The organism is Deltaproteobacteria bacterium, from assembly GCA_009929795.1.
Taxonomy (GTDB): domain Bacteria; phylum Desulfobacterota; class Desulfovibrionia; order Desulfovibrionales; family Desulfomicrobiaceae; genus RZZR01.
The window spans coordinates 1-18257 of sequence record RZZR01000016.1 but is presented as its reverse complement, the minus strand read 5'-3'; the positions used below and the strand labels follow the sequence as shown (position 1 = coordinate 18257).

The following is an 18257-nucleotide window of genomic DNA, read 5'->3' as shown; positions in this document are numbered from 1 at the left end:
TCAGATTTCGAAGAGCATTTCCAGATCGTTTCTGGTCAACTGCTTCCAGGCCGTCTGGCCGGGAATGATCGAGTCGGCGATGCCTTTTTTCTGTTCCTGGAGCTTCAGAATCTTTTCTTCCACTGTTTTCTCGCAGATGAGTTTGTAGGAAAAGACCTGGCGGGTCTGACCGATGCGGTGGGTGCGGTCGGTGGCCTGATCCTCCACGGCCGGATTCCACCATGGGTCGTAGTGGATGACGTAGTCGGCCGAGGTCAGGTTGAGGCCCGTGCCTCCTGCCTTCAGGGAGATGAGGAAGATGGGGATGTTCGGATCGTTGTTGAAACGGTCGACCTGCTCGAAACGATCCTTGCTTGATCCGTCCAGATAGGTGAAGGGGATCTTGTTCATGTCCAGCCAGGACCGGATGATGTGGAGCATCTGCACAAACTGGGAGAAAACCAGGACCTTGTGCCCGTCCTCAATGATGTTGGTGACAAGATCCTTAAAGGCGGTAAATTTGCCTGATGTCAGGCTGGTGGTCACCCCGGGCATGTCCAGTTTCAAGAGCCTCGGGTGGCAACAGATCTGGCGGAGCTTCAGAAGGGCGTCCAAGATGGACATTTGGCTCTGGCTGATGCCCTTCTCGTCCACCCGCTGCATGACCTGCTCCTTGAGCTTCTTGGCCAGGGCGGCGTAGAGTTCGGCCTGTTCGTCCTCCAGGGCGCAGTAATAGATGTTCTCGACCTTGGGCGGCAGGTCCTTGGCCACCTCGGACTTGGTCCGGCGCAGGATGAAGGGCTTGACCCGGGCCTGGAGGTATTCGACGCTTTCCTGGTCGCCGTCCTTGATGGGTTTCACGAAGCCTTTCTGAAAGGCGTTCTGGGAGCCGAGAAAACCCGGCATAAGGAATTCGAAAAGGGACCAGAGTTCCAGAAGGTTATTCTCAATGGGCGTGCCCGAGAGACAGAGCCGGAACCTGGCCCGGAGCTTGCGGACCGACCGGGCGGTGATGGTGTTTGGGTTCTTGATGTTCTGGGCCTCGTCCAGGATGATGGAGTTGAACTCGAATTTGAGCAGTTCGTCCAGGTCGCGGCGGAGCAGCGCGTAGGTGGTGATGACCAGCTCGGCCTCCTTGATGAGCTTGAACAGGTTTTCCCGCCGTGACCCATAGATGATGAGCTGCTTCATTCCTGGGACAAATTTTTGGGCCTCCCGCTCCCAGTTGGGAAGGACCGAGGTGGGGACGACGATGAGGTTCGGACCCTCGAGTTTCATGTTTTTCATGAACTGGAGGAAGGACAGGGTCTGGAGGGTCTTGCCCAGCCCCATCTCGTCGGCCAGAATTCCTCCGAAGTGGTATTCGCGCAGGAAGTTCAGGTAGCTCAGTCCCTGCTTCTGATATGGTCTGAGGGTGGCCTGGACCTGGGCCGGAACCTCGATCTGGCGGACCTCCTTGAACTGGTGGATCTTTTCCCGCAAATTGTCCCAGAACTGGTCGGATTCGGTGTCGGGGATGTCCTCGAGGATCTTGTCCAGAACCGGAGCCTCGTAGTTCTGAAAATTTTTCTTCGGGGGCTTGTCCGGGTCCAGCCCCATGGCCTTGAGCTTGTGACCGAGCTTTTCCAGCCAGCTTTCGGGTAGGCTGGTGTAGGATCCGTCACGCAATTGGACATAGCGCTTGCCCTGGGTCCAGGCCTTCCAGATGGTCTCGATGGGCACCCGCATGCCCTCGTAGTCGACCTCAATGTCCAGGTTGAACCACTTGTCGTCCTCCTGGGTTTCGACCTTGGCCACCACATGGGGAGTGGCCAGTCGAACCTTGTATCTGGCCAGGTCCTTCTCGCCATATACCCGGTAGTCCTGGACCAGCTTGGGATAGGCGTCGAGCAGGAAGACGATGGCCTCCTCGGGTTCCAGAAACCACATGGAGCTGTTCCTGGGCTGGAAGTCCATCTCCGCCAGCATGGTCAGGAGGCGTTCCTCGCCGTCTTGATCCCTCCTTATGAGGTAGGATCCGCTTTCGGTTTGGTAACTTCCGGTCTGGAAATCTTGATTAGGTCCGGGCAGGGGAAATTCCCCGTGTCCGGTCTCGTAGATGTTCTGAATCTCCAGGGTCAGGAGACTTCCCTCTTCCCCGAGGAAGAGTTTGGGGTTGTACTTGGCGGGCATAAAGATGGGCTTCATCCGTTCCAGGAATTCGTCCTGACCGAAAAGGTCCGAAGCCGGAATCCGAGTCCAGACCCGGTCCAAAAATTCCGAGACGTCCGCGTGGGGGATGCACGGAGACTCGTGGACGAGTTCCTGGATGAGGGATGGAGGCAACCCGGTCTGGACCGGGTAGAAGCTTTTTTTCCAGTAGACCCAGATGGGCAACTGGCCGTAGAAGTAAGCGTTTTGTCCCATGATGGAGAAGGGGACCTTGTCGCCGCGGCCGAGCATGGTTTCGAAGCAGAGTCCGCTTTCGGTCAGTCGGGGGCTGATCTTGAGGCGCATGGGCGAGGTAATGATCCTAACCGGCTGTTCGGTCTCTTCCCTCAGGAGATAGAATTCGTTGCGGATGGTCCAGAAGAGCCAGGTCAGAAGGCCTTTGGGGATTTCGATGCGGTGTCCGTAATAGTCTTGATACTGGCCGATCTGTTCGGCAACCTTGGGCAGTTCCGGAGCCATTTCGCACCAAGATGGATTGCGGACGATCTGCTCCAGGGTGACCGGATTCTGGACCGTTGATAGGCCTGACTTATTCTGCCGGGCCCGAAAGAATTCGACGATCAGCCGACCCGGTTCCGGGTAGAATCGATAGATGAGATAGTGCTGCCCGGGCTCTGGCTCGGGTGCGGAGGTGAAGAAGGGGCGGAAGCTCTGTCGCCAGTCGGTCCGGGTGATCATCTGGGACGCGTTTTCGTTCTTGTCCTTGATTTCCGAGAGTGCGCCAAGGATGGTCGCGCCGACATGGCGGCAGACCCCGGAAAAGGAATCCTGGCAATTGCAGTAGAAGGTCACTCCGCCCTGGTCGAGGTTGAGACCCAGGGCGGAGTTGTATTTCTGAAAGCCGTCTCCCTGGATGACGCCCTCGATCTCCCAGATGGAATCCTCGCGGTGGATTTCAAGTTTTTGAATGCCTCCCTCGGACAGTATGGCGGACGAGCCCTCCAGAATGTATTCGGGAATGTTGTCCGACACAAAGTCGTTGAGCATCTGCCGGACCCTGGTTTCAACGGAAGTGGACATGGACGAGATATCTCCTTGAAAAGTCATTGCCGACTCTTTACGATCGCAGACATACCGCAGCACTCAGCCATGAATCGGAATGGGCGATTGCACGGTCGACTATACCCAGTTAATCAAGCCACCATTTTTTTTCAAGAGGAAAAAAGAAATTGATTCATCAAGAATATTTGAACGAAATCTCTATAAAAACAAAATATTGGAGAAATAATATTCGTCTCGACCTCTGCCTGGCCCTTCTCTGTCTTCTCGGAGCGGCCATTTTTTTTCAAGGTTGCGGCCGGGAGTCGGATACGGAGATGGCCGAACGGTCGCCTGAAAACTCCACGACCAGCGTTGGACCGCCCGTGGATGGTGGCCGGATTTTGCTCGGATCTCTCGGCGAGCCGAGCAATCTGATCCCACCTTTGGCCTCGGACTCGGCTTCCCACGAATTGGCTGCCCATCTCTACGTGGCTCCGCTTCGCTACGACAAGGATATCCGTATCGTCCCATGGGCCGCGGAATGGTACACCGTGGAGGACGGGGGGCTAACCCTCAGTTTCAAACTCAGGGAAGGCATCCGTTGGTTTGACGGTCGGGAACTGACGGCCGACGATGTGGAGTTCACCTACAGGCTGATGATCGACCCCAAGACCCCCACGGCATACGCCGAGGACTACAAGCGGATCGAGTCCTTTGAGACCACGGGACGCTATACCTTCGTGGTTCGGTACAAGGAGGTCTTTGCCCGGTCCCTGGTAACCTGGGCCCACAGTATTCTGCCAAGACACGTGCTCGAGGGAGAGGACCTTTTGCAGACCACATACAGCCGGAATCCGGTGGGGGCCGGGGCCTTCAGGCTGGAGGCGTGGGATCCGGGACGGAGGATCGTCCTGAGGGCCAACGAGGACTATTTTCTCGGCAGGCCACATCTTGACCAAGTCATCTACCGGATCATTCCGGACAGCGCAACCATGTTTTTGGAACTGAAGGCAGGGGGCCTCGACATGATGAATCTCTCGCCCCAGCAATACCTCTTTCAGACCGGCGGGGACTCATGGGACAGCGAGTTCCGAAAATTCGAATATCTTTCCTTCAGTTACGTCTATCTGGGGTACAATCTGGATCTGCCCCTGTTCTCATCGGCCAAGGTCAGAAGGGCTCTGACCATGGCCATCGACACCGAGGAGATCGTCAAAGGAGTCCTTTTGGGACTGGGCGAGCCCACCGTGGGTCCGTATAAGCCAGGAACCTGGGTCTACAACCGGGATATCGTTCCATGGGGCTTTGATCCCGAGGCCGCCTTGGCCCTTCTGGCCGAGGAGGGGTGGACCGATTCGGACGGAGACGGGGTTCTGGACCGCGACGGCCTGCCGTTTTTCTTTACCATCCTGACCAACCAGGGCAACGATATGCGGATCAAGACGGCGACCATCATCCAACATAGGCTAAAGAAGATAGGCATCAAGGTCGAGATCCGGACCGTGGAGTGGGCAACCTTCATCAAGGAGTTTGTGGACAAGAGGCGGTTCGATGCCGTTCTTCTTGGCTGGAACATTTTGCAGGACCCGGACCTGTTCGATGTCTGGCACTCGTCCAAGGCTGAACCCGGGGGGCTCAATTTTGTGGGATACAAGGACGAGGAATTGGACGCATTGCTGGAGCGGGGCCGATCGACCTTGGATACCGCCGATCGGAAGGTCATGTACGACCGGATTCAGGAAATTCTGCACCGCGACCAACCCTACACCTTCCTCTACGTGCCCATGTCCCTGCCGATTCTTCAGGCCCGATTCCAGGGCGTCAAACCCGCGCCGGCTGGGATCACCTACAATTTCGACCGCTGGTGGGTCCCGAGCGAAGCCCAGCGAGTCAGACCCATTGCCCAGCCCTGAAGGGAGCCGGTTTCCCATGATCCGCATCAATGAAATCATCGACAAGGTTTCCGGATATATGTCTCTGGGCGATCAGGCTCTGATCCAGAAGGCCTACGTCTTCTCGGCGGCGGCCCATGCCGGACAGATTCGCCTCTCGGGCGAGCCCTACCTGTCCCATCCCCTGGAGGTGGCCAATATTCTGGCCGAATTCCAACTGGACGCGGCAACCATCTGCGCCGGGCTCCTGCATGACACGGTGGAGGACACCAAGGCCTCCCTGGAGGACATCGAACACCAGTTCGGGGCCGAGGTGACCCAGATCGTGGACGGGGTGACCAAGATCAGCAAGATGCAGTTCGCCTCCAAGGAACAGGCCCAGGCCGAGAACATCCGGAAGATGATCCTGGCCATGGCCGATGACATCCGGGTCATCCTGGTTAAGCTGGCCGACCGCCTCCACAACATGCTGACCCTGGAACACCAGAAGGATTACAAACAGCGGGCCATCGGTCAGGAGACCCTGGATATTTACGCTCCACTGGCCAACCGACTGGGCCTCTACCGGCTCAAGATACGATTGGAGGATCTAGGTCTAAGGTACACACGGCCGGATGTCTGGGCCCAGATTTCCCACGAGTTGTCCAGCGCCCACCAGGCGGGCCAGGATTATATCGACAAGGTCTGCGAGTTTTTGCGCCGACTCCTGGTGGAAAACGGCATCAAAGCCAAGGTTTCCGGCAGGATCAAGCATGTCTACAGCATCTATCACAAGATGGTCACCCAGCGGCTCACCCTAGATCAGGTCTATGATTTGATCGCCTTCAGGGTTCAGGTCGAGAGCCTCAAGGATTGCTACACGGTTTTGGGCCTTGTCCACTCCGAATGGAAGCCGGTGCCGGGCAAGTTCAAGGACTATATTTCGATGCCCAAGGCCAACATGTACCAGAGTCTGCACACCACGGTCATCGGTCCCGACGGGGAACGCATCGAGATTCAGATCCGGACCGAGGAAATGCACCAGTTGGCGGAATACGGAGTGGCCTCGCACTGGCTTTACAAGGAGGGGGGCAAGGTCAGGGACAAGGACGCCAACCGTTTCAGCTGGCTCAGGCAGATCCTGGACTGGCAGAACGAGTCCAAGGATGCCCGGGAGTTCATGTCGTCTCTTCGGTTCGACCTCTTTCAGGACGAGGTGTACGTTTTTACCCCCCGCGGACAGGTCAAGGAACTGCCCGAAGGGGCTACGCCCGTGGATTTCGCCTATCTGATCCACACTCAGGTGGGGGATCACTGCACTGGGGCCAAGGTTAACGGCAAACTCGTTCCCTTGAACACCGCCCTGGTCAATGGCGACACGATCGAGATCCTGACCTCCGCCGACCGGCATCCGAGTCGGGACTGGCTGCAATTCGTTAAGACAGCCAAGGCCAGGACCAGGATTAAGCAATGGATCAGGACCGAGGAGCGGGAGCGGAGCATCAGTCTGGCCAAGGAGATGCTCGAGAAGGAAGGCCGCAAGATGGGTGTCAACGTCGGCCGGGCCATGCGGGATGGCCGTCTGGAGGCTTTGGCCAAGGAAATGTCCTTCCAGGGGGTCGACGATTTGCTCTCCTCGGTAGGCTACGCCCGGATCACCCCGAGGCAGGTTCTAAACCACCTGCTGCCGAAGCCTGCGGAGACCGGAGAGGATGTTTCCGAGGAGCGCAGACCCGAGGCTTCCAGAGATCAGAAGACCAAAGGCGGCAAGTCGGCGGTCTGCATCCGGGGAATCGACGACGTGCTTATTCGCTTCGCCCAGTGCTGCAACCCCCTCCCTGGAGATCCGATCATCGGGTATATCAGCCGCGGTCGAGGGGTGACCGTGCATACCACAGACTGCCCGAACGTGGCCAATATGGAGGAAGAGCGGCTCATCGATGTCAGTTGGGAGAGCGAGGTCGAGAAGTCGTTTCCGGTCAAGATCCGGATGGTCTGCGCGAACGAGCGGGGCGTGCTGGCCCAAGTGTCGAGGCTGTTGGCCGATCAGCAGGTGAACATCGATTCCGGCATGTTCAGGTCCGAGCCCGACGGCAAGTCGGAGATGGTCTTCACCATCGAGGTCAATGATTCGTCCCATCTCTACCGGACCATCGAAAAACTTCGCAAGCTCAAGTCGATCCACGAGGTGGTTCGTCTGACCACAGGCTGAACCGTTTTTTCAAGCCCGGTCTTGCAAACAGCCGCACATGGGGTTTTGCCCAAAACCCTGGCCTTTGCCGTATGGTCAAGATTCGCCTCGCCGGATTGCCCGGCAAGACGCTCGTCTTTCGCTTGCTTCAGACGAAAAAATCCGTTAGCGAAAAGATACTCCACAGCCCGACGTTTCGTTCCGAGACAAAGGCCTCTTTGGGTTTCAGAGGCCGTCATCACATAGGTCGGGAGATGGCCACATCCAGTGTTTCGGCCTGACATACGGCTATACGGCATCTGTCGTGTTCGGAATACGGATTGGTCGGACCCCTTTTTGTCTGAACAGGAAGTGGCTGGGCATTGTCGTCGATGTCCTGAACCTGCAAATGAGCCGGCCGTCAGTGGGACGACGGCCCAAAAGGAGAACATCGAATGAGAAGACATTTCGGCTGGTTTTTCTGCCTGGCGGTCATGGGTCTGGGAATGCTCGGGGCGGGATCAGAAGCCTGGGCCGCCGGCGGGTTGCATCATGCGGCAGATGAAATCGGGAAGCAGATGGGGGTGCTTTGGGCAGTTCCTTTTGCCGGGCTGCTTTTGTCCATTGCCATCATGCCCCTGGTCATCCCCCATTTCTGGCACCACAACTACGGCAAGGTGGCTGTTTTTTGGGGGGCGGCCTTCATCGTACCGTATGCCCTGGTCTACGGATTCAGCCTAGCCGTCTACAATGTGCTGCATGTCATGTTTCTGGAGTACATCTCTTTTATCATCCTGCTTTTTTCGTTGTTCACCATTGCCGGGGGAGTCTGCCTTCGCGGCTCCCTGGTGGGTAAGCCTCAGGTCAACACGGTCATCCTCCTGATCGGGACCCTGCTGGCCAGCTGGATGGGCACCACGGGCGCGGCCATGCTTCTCATCCGGCCGCTCATGCGGGCCATCGCCCATCGCAAGTACAAGGTCCACACCATCGTCTTTTTCATTTTTCTGGTGGCCAATATTGGGGGCAGTTTGACGCCTCTGGGCGATCCACCCCTGTTTCTGGGCTTTTTGAAGGGCGTGTCCTTTTTCTGGACCACGGTCCACATGTTCATCCCCTTTGCGGTTCTCTCGGCTATCCTGCTGGCCGTGTATTTCGCTCTCGATACCTTCCTCTACAACAAGGAAGGGCGTCCCGAGTCTCCGACCGCCGGGCAGGACGGACGTTTGCGCCTGGAAGGTCTCCCCAACCTGGCCCTGCTGGCCGGCGTGGTCGGCGGCGTGCTCATGAGCGGCATGTGGAAGCCCGGGATCGAGTTGACAGTGTACGAAGTGCACGTGGAACTTCAGAACATCATCCGGGACATCCTGCTGGTCGCTTTGGCCATCGTCAGCCTGAAGATCACGGCGCCGGAGATCCGGCGGCGCAACGAATTCGACTGGGAACCCATTAGGGAGGTGGCCAAGCTTTTTGCGGGCATCTTCATTTCCATGATCCCGGCCATTTCCATCCTTCGCGCCGGCATGGACGGAGCCCTGCGGGGACTCATCTCCATGGTCAGAACTGCGGAAGGCCTGGACAACCACACCATGTATTTCTGGCTGACCGGCTCCCTGTCCGCCTTTCTGGACAACGCCCCGACCTACGTCGTGTTCTTCAATACGGCCGGGGGCGATCCACAGCGGCTCATGACCGAGGTCGGCACGTTGCTGGCCATCTCGGCCGGTGCGGTCTTTTTCGGCGCCTGCACGTACATCGGCAATGCCCCGAATTTCATGGTCCGGTCCATCGCGGAAACTGGAGGGATCAAGATGCCCAGCTTTTTCGGGTACATGGCCTGGTCGGTGGGCATCCTGGTGCCGTGCTTCATCCTGATGAACATCCTCTTCTTCCACTAATCGAAAGCGGCGGCCCGTCCGCCAGGGAGGTTCAAAAATGATCAAAGTCGAACGAGTGCTGATACCGGTGGATGGTTCGGATTCCTCCAAGAATGCGGCAAGATATGCCGCGCATCTGATCAACGCAAAGAATCCGAAGTTGTATCTGCTTCATGTCTCGGACCCCATCAGCGTGACCATCGGTGGGAAAAAAGGAGAGGCGTTGCGCCAGGAGGCCCAGGCCAAGTCCATGGAGATCCTGGAGGAATACCGGAAGATGCTCGAACCTTGCAAAATGGATGTCGAGCTGGTGGCCCGCAGCGGGCGTCCCGATTATGTCATTCTCAATATGCAAGAAGAACTGGAGTGCGATTTGATCGTCATTGGTTCGAGGGGGTTGTCTGTCTTGGAGAACGTGATTATGGGCAGCGTGGTCACCCGCGTTCTGGAAGGGGCGACCTGCCCGGTGCTGGTCACCCGCAATCTGAGAAAAAAATACTTGCAGGGGGCCTGCGGAATCTGATTCCATGCCCGAACATCTTTGACAGGGCCGGTCCTCGAATGGGGGCCGGCCTTTTTTTTGTCTTGCTGGAGGTATGTCGCCGAGAAGCATTGATCCATCTCGTCATCAAGTTGAAAATCCCAAGAAGAGGGGGCGCTGCCGAGGGTATTGCCCTTGTCCAAGGGAAGGCATATGGAGCTCGGCGGGTACGTCATGTTCTGCGAGTCAGGACTTTCTCAGCACGGACAGATGGGTGGAAACCAAGCTGTCCATGGGCGGGTCCATTTCATGGCCGTGGACGGAAGTCGTGCCGGGCGCATCAAGGATGGGCCGGAGTTTTTTCTCCGGACTTTTTCGGTAGAGGCGGGACATCTCGATGAGGATGTCATTTTCGATGGACTCAAAAGAGAGCCGCTGTTTCCCGCGGCCCAAAAGGAGAATGTCGGATGCGAAAAAATTTTGTCTGGTTTTTCTGCCTGGCCGTCATTGGTCTGGGCCTGTTCGGGCTGTTGACGGATGCATTGGCCGCAGGTGATCTGCATCATGAGGCTGAGGAAATCGGAAAACACCTTGGAGTGCTTTGGGTCGTCCCTTTTGCCTGTATGCTCTTGTCCATCGCTATCATGCCCCTGGCCATACCCCATTTCTGGCACCATCATTATGGCAAGGTGGCCGCTTTCTGGGGCCTGGCCTTTTTGGTACCCTTCGCCATAGTCCACGGGTTTGACATGGCGTTATACGCCGTGGTCCACACCCTGGCCCTTGAATATGTCTCTTTCATCATTCTGCTTTTCTCGTTGTTCACCATTGCCGGCGGAGTCTGCCTTCGCGGCTCCCTGGTGGGCAAGCCACAGGTCAACACGGTCATTTTATTGATTGGTACCCTTCTGGCCAGTTGGATGGGAACCACTGGTGCGGCCATGCTCCTCATCCGTCCGCTCATGCGGGCTATCGCCCACCGCAGATACAAGGTCCATACCATCGTCTTTTTCATCTTTCTGGTGGCCAACATCGGAGGAAGCCTGACGCCCCTCGGCGACCCGCCACTGTTCCTGGGCTTTTTGAAGGGCGTGTCCTTTTTCTGGACCACGGTCCACATGTTCATTCCCTTCGCGGTTCTCTCGGCCATCCTGCTGGCCGTGTATTTCGCCATAGACACCTTCCTCTTCAACAAGGAAGGCCGGCCCGAGTCCCCGACCGCTGGCCAGGACGGACGTCTGCGCCTGGAAGGTCTCCCCAACCTGGCTCTGCTGGCCGGTGTGGTCGGCGGCGTGCTTATGAGCGGCATGTGGAAGCCCGAGGGCGGGTTCACCGTGTACCACGTCCATGTGGAATTACAGAACGTCGTCAGGGACGTCCTGCTCCTCGTTCTGGCCATAATCAGCCTGAAGATCACTCCTTCGGAGATCCGACGCCGCAACGAGTTCGACTGGGAACCAATCCGCGAAGTGGCCAAGCTCTTTGCCGGAATCTTCATCTCCATGATTCCGGCCATTTCCATCCTGCGGGCCGGCATGGACGGAGCTCTGCGGAGCGTCATCGCCATGGTCAAGACAGCCGAAGGCATGGACAACCATACCATGTACTTCTGGCTGACTGGCGGTCTGTCGAGTTTTCTGGATAACGCTCCGACTTATCTGGTGTTCTTCAACACCGCCGGAGGCGATCCTCAGCGACTCATGAGCGAGGTGGGCACCCTGCTGGCCATTTCGGCCGGAGCGGTCTTCATGGGAGCCAACACCTATATCGGCAACGCCCCCAACTTCATGGTCCGGTCTATCGCCGAATCGGGCGGGGTCAAGATGCCCAGCTTCTTTGGGTACATGGCCTGGTCGGTGGGTATCCTGGTGCCGTGCTTCATTCTGATGAACATCCTCTTCTTCCATTAATCGAAAGCGGCGGCCTGTCCGCCAGGGAGAGTCAAACATGATCAAAGTCGAAAAAGTGTTGATACCGGTGGATGGTTCGGATTCCTCCAAAAACGCGGCCAGATATGCGGCCCATCTGATCAACGCAAAGAATCCGAAATTGTATCTGCTGCATGTCTCGGACCCCATCAGTGTGACCATCGGCGGGAAAAAAGGCGAGGAACTCCGCCAGGAGGCCCATGCCAAGTCCATGGAACTCCTGGAGGAATACCGAAAGATACTCGAGCCTTGCAAAATGGATGTCGAACTGGTGGCCCGCAGCGGCCGTCCCGACTATGTCATTCTCAACATGCAGGAAGAGCTGGATTGCGATTTGATCGTCATCGGTTCGAGGGGGCTGTCCGTCCTGGAGAACGTGATCATGGGCAGCGTGGTCACCCGCGTTCTGGAAGGGGCCACCTGTCCGGTGTTGGTCACCCGCAACCTTCGGAAGAAGTATCTGCAGGGCGCCTGCGGGCTGTAGCCACGGCCTGGGCCGAAATTAAACGGGCCGGTCTCCCTGTTTTGGGAGGCCGGCCCGTTTTTGCGCTAAGGCAAAGAGCGGGTCAGTTTTCGAGGCTGACCAGTTCTATGTCGAAGGTCAGACGCTCGCCAGCCAGAGGGTGATTGGCGTCCAGGATGACATTTTCGTCCGAGAATTCGACGATCGTGGCCGGAATCTCCATGCCATCCGGAGTTCTGAGGCCGATGGTGGTTCCGAGCTCTTGGGGCATCCCGTCAGGGTATTGTCCCCGAGGTATGGAGACGACCATGTCCTCCCGTCTGGGACCATAGGCCTCGTCGGCCGGGATGACGACCTTGACGTTTTGGCCGGGCGTCAGCCCCTGCACGGCTTCTTCAAACCCTTTGATGACCTCGCTGCAGCCCAGTCGGAAGGACAGCGGTTCCCGGCCCCTGGACGAGTCGAATTCGGTCCCGTCATCCAGAGTCCCGGTGTAGTGCACGGTGGCCATTCCCAATTTTTCTTCCAGTTTCATGAAGACTCCTCGATTTATGGCTTGAAAGGAGGCAGTTCTCTACGGGGTCCCGGCCTGGGGGTCAAATCGGCCGTTGGCGAGGCTTTGTGGTCGTTGGACCTCTTGGGGACAAGGACGACAAGGAAGGCTTCAGACACAGAGCAACGGTTCGTGAACGATTCTGCCCAGATCCTCGTCCAGAGACAGGATCTCAAAGGGTAGGCGGCCTGAGATTCGGGCGGCCTGCATCGGACAGGAGTCGGTGATCCAGATGGTTTCGAACCCCTGGTTTTCGAGGCGGTGCCAGCTTTCGTCCGGAAAGACGCCGTGGGTGGCGAAGGCGCTGACCCGGGAAGCCCCGGCGGTCAGGAGGGCGTTTTTGCATTCGACCAGGGTGCCTCCGGACATGATCAGATCGTCGACGATGACAACATGCCGGTCCTGGGGCTCGCCCTCCTTGACGATTACTCCGCGCTGGTCGCCGTGCCTGGCCTTGAGACAGACGATCTGGGGGTATTCCGGGAACATGCGGCCGAAACGCTTCCATGCCCCTTGGTCGGGAAAGGCGATGGCCAGGTCCGGCAGGTCTTCGATTCTGCGTTTGAGCCGGGGCACGGCCGACTCCAGGCGGGGAATGACCCGGTTGGAAAAATAGAAGCGCTCCTGCAGGGCGTGGATGTCGAAGATGACGATCTGGGCCGGGCCGGACATGGTCAGGGGGATGTCCGAGAGGAGGCGGGCCAGAGTGGCGGCGGTGGCGATTTCTCCCTCCTCCTCGACCCGTTCCATGGTCCCGGTGGGAAAATACGGCAGGATGAGCTTGAAGGACCGGACCGCGTAGCGCGGCAGTTCGAAAATCACGGCCAGTTGGGCAAAAAGCTCGGCAGGTTCGGTCAAGGTGGCCAAAAACACGACGTGGCCGTTGCGCAGGGCGGCGGCGTTTTCGATTTTCAGGTTCGGGAACCCGTCCCGGAAATAGGCCCACTTGACCGATCCCAGGCGGATGTCCTCAGGATGGAGGGCCTGGATTCGTTTGGCCAAGTCATTCATGGACGGACAGTGAAAAAGGTGGATCATCCCCAACTCCAGTGACAGCTTGGTTTTCGATTGATTGGGAATCTTCTAGCCTCAATGTGCCGCTACGCAAGAAGCCTCGGCAAATCAAGCCGGGCCGAGTGTGAAATTTAGCCGGAACATTGTGGGCCCTGGGGTTTATTTTCCCGGCCGATTTCTCGATTTTTCACGCGGTCCCGGTGTTTACGGCAGGCTCGTCCTTGGCTAGTGTCCGATGCTTGCCGGCAGGCCACGATGATTATTTGGGAGGAGTATGGACAAACTCATTATCAGAGGCGGGAACACGCTCAAGGGCAGCATCAGGGTCAGCGGATCCAAGAACGCCTCGTTGCCGATTCTGTTCGCGGCCATGATGACCGACGAGGTCGTTCGCCTGCGCAACGTGCCGAGGCTGCGTGACATCACGACTACCATCCGCCTGCTGTCTCTGTTGGGGTGTCGGGTGACGTACGAGGACGATCTGGTCAGGATCCAGGGCAGTGCCTCCGAGGAAGAGGCCCCTTACGATCTGGTCAGGACCATGCGGGCTTCGGTCCTCTGTCTGGGCCCTCTTCTGGGTCGACTGGGTCGGGCCAGGGTCGCCCTGCCCGGCGGGTGCGCCATCGGGGCCAGGCCCGTGGACCTCCATCTCAAGGCCCTTGAGCAGATGGGGGCAAAGTTCGAGTTGGAGGCCGGGTACATCCAGGGGCAATGCGACCGACTGCAGGGAGCAAGAATTCATTTCGATTTTCCCACGGTTGGTGGAACGGAAAATCTGGTCATGGCCGCGGCCCTGGCCCAGGGCCGGACTGTCCTGGAAAACTCGGCCAGGGAACCGGAGGTCGTCGATCTCTGCAATTTCCTGAACGCCTGCGGGGCCATGATCAGCGGCCAGGGGACCAGCGTGTTGACCATCGACGGGGTGGAATCCCTGCACGGATGCGACTACAGGGTCATGTCCGACAGGATCGAGGCCGGCACTTACATGGTGGCCGCAGCCATCACCGGTGGGGAACTTCTGCTCGAGGATTGCCCGATGGCCGATCTGGACCCGGTAGTCTACAAGCTCCGGGAGATGGGAGTCTGGATCGAAGAGAGGGCCGACGGGGTTCTTGTCCGGGTCGATGGGCCCTTGAACGGGGTGGATGTCGTCACCCTTCCTCATCCAGGCTTTCCAACGGACATGCAGGCCCAAATCATGGCCCTGATGTGCGTTTCCGGAGGCTCGGGACTGATCGAGGAAAGCATTTTCGAGAATCGGTTCATGCACGTTCTGGAGCTTGTCCGAATGGGGGCCAAGATCAGGCTGACCGGCCAGTCGGCCCTGGTTCGAGGGGTTGAGAGGCTCCAAGGAGCGCCGGTCATGGCCTCGGACCTGCGGGCCAGCGCCTGTCTCGTTCTGGCCGGGTTGGCTGCCGAAGGCGTGACCGAGGTCCGTCGGATCTATCACTTGGATCGGGGATACGAGCGCATGGAGGTCAAGCTCCAATCGGTCGGTGCTGATATAGAACGGGTTCCGGAGTAAAGACAGAGATCAAAACTGGCCGGGCATGAGGTCTGGCCGAAAAGCGGAGAAAAAAGATGGTGACATTGACCCAAAAAGCCAAAGAAGTTTTGGAGAAACAGTTCAATAGTGGAGAAAGACCGCCGATCCGGATTCATCTGGAGGTTGGCAAGGGAGGGGCGCGTCTCGGTCTGGGAATCGACAAGGTCAAGTCCACCGACGATGTTCGGGAAGCGGACGGATTCAAGTTCGTGATCGACAAGTCCCTTTCCCTGACCGGCTCACCTTTTGAAATCGATTTCAACGAATGTACGGGGGTGGCCATCCGGTCGAGCTTGGAGCTGGATTCCGACTCCTGCTCCTCGTGTTCATCCTGTTCCTCGTGTTCATCCTGTTCTTCATGACGCGGATGGTCGCTCTACGAGGATATTTATGTGTTTATGTCTTGACAGCTCGTTTCAGACCACTATAGGTTTGACAAATGGATTGGGGATATTTACCAACACAGTTCACATACTTTTTCAAGGAGGGAGTGGATGCTTGAGTTGACAAAGCCTGCCCAGGAACAACTGGAACAGCATTTCGAGGGCAAGGAACGGCCGTCCATACGGGTGTATATGGCCGCTGGCTGAGGTGGGCCAAAATTGGCACTTGCTCTGGATGAGCAAAAAGATTCCGACGATGTATTCGATGTGGAAGGGTTCATGTTCGTGGTCGACAAGGCCTTGGCCCAGACAGCGGCACCGATGAAGGTCGACTTCGATCATTACTACGGTTTCAATGTTAAATCGAGCATGCAGATGGAGTCGGGCGGGAGCTGCAGTTCCTGTTCTTCTTGCTCCACCTGCTGATACCAAGTCTATTAATTGTTCAGGGGCGCATTATTTGTGCCCCTTTTTTCGGCCTCGGGCCGATGTCTTTCTGTCTTTCTCAGAAATATGCTGACCGTAACCCCTGAAGCCTTGGCCTTTCTGGATGTTTTTTTCCATGACCGGCAGCCGAAAACCATCCGGATTGATTTCGGCGTCGGGTGAAGGGGTCCGAAATTGACCCTGGCTCTGGAAGAGGCCCAGGTCGATGACGTCATGATACGGACAGGAATGTACGCATTTGCCGTGGCCGGGTCCGTGGCCAAACATATGGGTCCTTTGCGGGTTCATGCACGGGAAGGAAGTGGCCTGTTGGTGGCCACGGCAGACGGTTCCCTGGACTCTAATGCCAAGGGCTGCTGATTATCGGGAGGAGATATGCCGATCTACGAGTTCGAGTGCAGCGATTGCGGGCAGGTGTTCGAGACGATCCAATCCATCAGTTCCAAGGAGAATCCCCCTTGTCCGAAATGCAAATGCGAGAAGACCCGGAAGGTCATCTCGGCCGGAGTCAGGGCCATGGCGGGGGGAGTACCGTCCTTGTCCGCTGGGTCCCAGGGAAGTTGCTCCCCAAGGGCCGGTTTTTCCTGAGCCCCGTAGACTGGCCCCGGTCCGGGACCGAGAAACGGCATGAATTTTGGCCGCCGACGATGTTGATCGTTGGCGGCCTTTTCAATTTTGGTCTTTGGATTCGGCTTCGAGACTGGCCAGGGACTCGTCTATTTCGGGCAGGGCCTGACGGCACCAAAGAGGGAGTCGGGTGACAGCCTGGAGGATGGACGTGCGGTCTTCCTTGTGGTTTTTAAACTCCGTGAGATCGCAGTTTCTGGCCTCGGCCAGATCCGCCAGACGGCGTTCAAGATCGGGAAGGCTCATGAGGCCTGTTCCCCGATTTCAATTCCGACGGGGCAGTGGTCTGAACCTTGGACATGGGGCTCGATCCAGGCTTTTTGGATGCGGGATTCAAGTTCACAGGAGACGAAGAAATAGTCGATCCGCCATCCCGCGTTCCGTGATCTGGCCCCGAAGCGGTAGGACCACCAGGAGTAATGGTCCGGTTCCGAACAGAACATGCGGAAGGTGTCCACATAGCCTTGAGCCACGAAGCGGTCCATCCATTCCCTTTCAACGGGCAGGAAGCCGGAACGATCCTCGTTGGCCTTGGGGTTCTTGAGGTCGATTTCCTTGTGAGCGGTGTTGAAGTCTCCGCAGACGACGACCGGCTTGTGGGCCCGGAGGTCCTCGGCGTATTGGAGAAAAGCGTCGTAGAAACCGAGTTTGAACCGCAGACGTTCGTCGCTCATCTGGCCGTTGGGGAAATAGATGTTCAGGAGATGGTAATCGGGGTATTCAAGGCGGACGACCCGGCCTTCACCCTTGAATCGTCCGTCGGGAAGACCGGTGCTGACGGTCAGGGGCGGAACCCGGTAGAAGCAGGCCGTTCCAGAGTATCCTTTCTTGACCGAGGAGGCGTTCCAGGCGATTTCATAGCCGTCGATCCGCTGGTGTTCCTCGGCAAGTTGGCCCTGTTCGGCCTTGACTTCCTGAAGACAGACAACATCGGCGTCACAGGACCGGAACCAATCCCAGAATCCCTTGCCGACAACGGCCCGGAAGCCGTTGACGTTCCACGAGTAGATTTTCATGGGCGTCCGGCCTGGAGGATTTCGGCCCGGACGTCTCGGCCGTCGTAGGTGACCAGGGCGTAGCCGCCGGATCCGAAGTTCCCGGGGTTGACGACGATCGTTTTGCCCAGACGGTCCAGGGCCCTGGATTCATGGATGTGTCCGGTCAGGCAGAGGGCTGGCTGGCGGAGCTCGATGAAGTCGCGTACGGCTTGGCTGCCGATGGGGGTGCCGTTCATGAGGCGGTCCGTGGCCGTGTTCAAAGGAGGATTGTGGATCATGGCCACCAGTTTCGAGTCCTGATCGACCTTGGCGTAGGTTTCCTCGATCCAGGCGGCGATGACCTTGTCCTCGACTTCGGACGGAGTGCCGAAGGGAGTTGGCGTCGACCAGCCAATGCCCATGAGGACGAGGCCCGGGGCCAGCTCGACGACCTGTCGGTGGACGTTGTATCCTCGGGTAGAGAGGAGGTCGTCGACCTCGGATCGGTCCATGTTGCCGATCTGGGCCAGTATGCGGGGATTGATGGCGGCCACGCGATCGAGAATCCGGGCGGCCGAGGCCCGGTCGCCCCGGTTGGTCAGGTCCCCGGTGATGAGGACTCCGTCGGCACTGGCCAGCTCGGGAATTCCTTGCAGAAATGACAGGTTTTCGTGAATGTCGCCAAAGGCGACCCAGACATGTCGCGAGTCGGTCATAACACATTCCTCTTGTGATCTTTTGTCCGTACC

The 18257-nt window shown here is 57.8% G+C and carries 17 protein-coding genes; 11 read left to right on the top strand and 6 right to left on the bottom strand.

The genetic code is table 11. From position 1 onward, the window contains the following. On the bottom strand, positions 1-3210 hold the full coding sequence (locus EOM25_03460; GenBank protein ID NCC24247.1) for an ATP-dependent helicase: 3210 nt from the start codon (positions 3208-3210) through the stop codon (positions 1-3). Positions 3211-3506: 296 nt separating this feature from the next. Between EOM25_03460 and EOM25_03455 the strand changes: the two genes are divergently transcribed. The 6 genes from EOM25_03455 (at position 3507) to EOM25_03430 (ending at position 11982) form a co-directional block, all read left to right on the top strand. Next, complete coding sequence (locus EOM25_03455; GenBank protein ID NCC24246.1) at positions 3507-5084, top strand: peptide-binding protein; 1578 nt, start codon at positions 3507-3509, stop codon at positions 5082-5084. Positions 5085-5100: 16 nt separating this feature from the next. Next, positions 5101-7254 (top strand): bifunctional (p)ppGpp synthetase/guanosine-3',5'-bis(diphosphate) 3'-pyrophosphohydrolase, encoded by a 2154-nt coding sequence (locus EOM25_03450; protein NCC24245.1) that lies wholly within the window; start codon positions 5101-5103, stop codon positions 7252-7254. A gap of 413 nt (positions 7255-7667) precedes the next feature. Next, a complete protein-coding gene (locus EOM25_03445) occupies positions 7668-9110 on the top strand; it encodes a sodium:proton antiporter (protein ID NCC24244.1) in 1443 nt (480 codons plus the stop codon). A gap of 37 nt (positions 9111-9147) precedes the next feature. Beyond that, positions 9148-9612, top strand: a complete 465-nt coding sequence (locus EOM25_03440) for a universal stress protein (protein NCC24243.1) — start codon at positions 9148-9150, stop codon at positions 9610-9612. A gap of 425 nt (positions 9613-10037) precedes the next feature. Further along, the gene (locus EOM25_03435) at positions 10038-11480 is read left to right on the top strand and encodes a sodium:proton antiporter (GenBank protein ID NCC24242.1); all 1443 of its coding nucleotides are present in this window, start codon (positions 10038-10040) and stop codon (positions 11478-11480) included. 37 nt (positions 11481-11517) lie between these two features. Continuing rightward, positions 11518-11982: a universal stress protein gene (locus EOM25_03430; GenBank protein NCC24241.1), complete on the top strand. Its 465-nt coding sequence runs from the start codon at positions 11518-11520 to the stop codon at positions 11980-11982. An 82-nt stretch (positions 11983-12064) separates the two neighbouring features. Here EOM25_03430 and EOM25_03425 read toward each other — a convergent pair whose 3' ends face one another. Together EOM25_03425 and EOM25_03420 are read right to left on the bottom strand one after the other, a co-directional pair. Then, the gene (locus EOM25_03425; protein ID NCC24240.1) at positions 12065-12472 is read right to left on the bottom strand and encodes a peptidylprolyl isomerase; all 408 of its coding nucleotides are present in this window, start codon (positions 12470-12472) and stop codon (positions 12065-12067) included. A 153-nt stretch (positions 12473-12625) separates the two neighbouring features. Further along, positions 12626-13552, bottom strand: a complete 927-nt coding sequence (locus tag EOM25_03420; protein ID NCC24239.1) for a hypothetical protein — start codon at positions 13550-13552, stop codon at positions 12626-12628. Between the two features lie 250 nt (positions 13553-13802). On the opposite strand from EOM25_03420, the gene murA reads away from it, so the two are divergent. The 5 genes from murA (at position 13803) to EOM25_03395 (ending at position 16492) form a co-directional block, all read left to right on the top strand. Beyond that, on the top strand, positions 13803-15053 hold the full coding sequence (gene murA / locus EOM25_03415; GenBank protein ID NCC24238.1) for a UDP-N-acetylglucosamine 1-carboxyvinyltransferase: 1251 nt from the start codon (positions 13803-13805) through the stop codon (positions 15051-15053). A 56-nt stretch (positions 15054-15109) separates the two neighbouring features. Beyond that, positions 15110-15436 carry an adhesin gene (locus EOM25_03410; GenBank protein NCC24237.1) on the top strand — a complete coding sequence of 109 codons (327 nt, stop codon included), beginning with the start codon at positions 15110-15112 and terminating at the stop codon, positions 15434-15436. 132 nt (positions 15437-15568) lie between these two features. Then, on the top strand, positions 15569-15883 hold the full coding sequence (locus EOM25_03405) for an adhesin (protein NCC24236.1): 315 nt from the start codon (positions 15569-15571) through the stop codon (positions 15881-15883). Between the two features lie 195 nt (positions 15884-16078). Further along, the gene (locus EOM25_03400; GenBank protein ID NCC24235.1) at positions 16079-16264 is read left to right on the top strand and encodes a hypothetical protein; all 186 of its coding nucleotides are present in this window, start codon (positions 16079-16081) and stop codon (positions 16262-16264) included. 15 nt (positions 16265-16279) lie between these two features. Then, positions 16280-16492 carry a zinc ribbon domain-containing protein gene (locus EOM25_03395; GenBank protein NCC24234.1) on the top strand — a complete coding sequence of 71 codons (213 nt, stop codon included), beginning with the start codon at positions 16280-16282 and terminating at the stop codon, positions 16490-16492. Between the two features lie 81 nt (positions 16493-16573). On the opposite strand, the gene EOM25_03390 is transcribed toward EOM25_03395, so the two are convergent. From EOM25_03390 to EOM25_03380, 3 genes are read right to left on the bottom strand one after another with little or no spacing between them, the layout of a single operon-like run. Then, complete coding sequence (locus tag EOM25_03390; GenBank protein ID NCC24233.1) at positions 16574-16777, bottom strand: hypothetical protein; 204 nt, start codon at positions 16775-16777, stop codon at positions 16574-16576. After that, a complete protein-coding gene (gene xth, locus EOM25_03385; protein ID NCC24232.1) occupies positions 16774-17547 on the bottom strand; it encodes an exodeoxyribonuclease III in 774 nt (257 codons plus the stop codon). The genes EOM25_03390 and xth overlap by 4 nt, the downstream gene beginning before the upstream one ends. Next, a complete protein-coding gene (locus EOM25_03380) occupies positions 17544-18224 on the bottom strand; it encodes a serine/threonine protein phosphatase (protein ID NCC24231.1) in 681 nt (226 codons plus the stop codon). Before EOM25_03380 ends, xth begins: the two co-directional genes overlap by 4 nt. Between the last annotated feature and the right edge of the window lie 33 nt (positions 18225-18257).

Excerpts from the sequence above, each read along its gene's own strand:
- EOM25_03450 (NCC24245.1), top strand. The coding sequence starts at position 5,101 with ATGATCCGCATCAATGAAATCATCGACAAGGTTTCCGGATATATGTCT.
- EOM25_03440 (NCC24243.1), top strand. The coding sequence starts at position 9,148 with ATGATCAAAGTCGAACGAGTGCTGATACCGGTGGATGGTTCGGATTCC.
- EOM25_03390 (NCC24233.1), bottom strand. The coding sequence starts at position 16,777 with ATGAGCCTTCCCGATCTTGAACGCCGTCTGGCGGATCTGGCCGAGGCC.
- EOM25_03380 (NCC24231.1), bottom strand. The coding sequence starts at position 18,224 with ATGACCGACTCGCGACATGTCTGGGTCGCCTTTGGCGACATTCACGAA.
- EOM25_03395 (NCC24234.1), top strand. The coding sequence starts at position 16,280 with ATGCCGATCTACGAGTTCGAGTGCAGCGATTGCGGGCAGGTGTTCGAG.
- EOM25_03455 (NCC24246.1), top strand. The coding sequence starts at position 3,507 with ATGGCCGAACGGTCGCCTGAAAACTCCACGACCAGCGTTGGACCGCCC.
- EOM25_03435 (NCC24242.1), top strand. The coding sequence starts at position 10,038 with ATGCGAAAAAATTTTGTCTGGTTTTTCTGCCTGGCCGTCATTGGTCTG.
- EOM25_03425 (NCC24240.1), bottom strand. The coding sequence starts at position 12,472 with ATGGCCACCGTGCACTACACCGGGACTCTGGATGACGGGACCGAATTC.
- murA (NCC24238.1), top strand. The coding sequence starts at position 13,803 with ATGGACAAACTCATTATCAGAGGCGGGAACACGCTCAAGGGCAGCATC.
- xth (NCC24232.1), bottom strand. The coding sequence starts at position 17,547 with ATGAAAATCTACTCGTGGAACGTCAACGGCTTCCGGGCCGTTGTCGGC.
- EOM25_03430 (NCC24241.1), top strand. The coding sequence starts at position 11,518 with ATGATCAAAGTCGAAAAAGTGTTGATACCGGTGGATGGTTCGGATTCC.
- EOM25_03410 (NCC24237.1), top strand. The coding sequence starts at position 15,110 with ATGGTGACATTGACCCAAAAAGCCAAAGAAGTTTTGGAGAAACAGTTC.
- EOM25_03460 (NCC24247.1), bottom strand. The coding sequence starts at position 3,210 with ATGTCCACTTCCGTTGAAACCAGGGTCCGGCAGATGCTCAACGACTTT.
- EOM25_03445 (NCC24244.1), top strand. The coding sequence starts at position 7,668 with ATGAGAAGACATTTCGGCTGGTTTTTCTGCCTGGCGGTCATGGGTCTG.
- EOM25_03420 (NCC24239.1), bottom strand. The coding sequence starts at position 13,552 with ATGATCCACCTTTTTCACTGTCCGTCCATGAATGACTTGGCCAAACGA.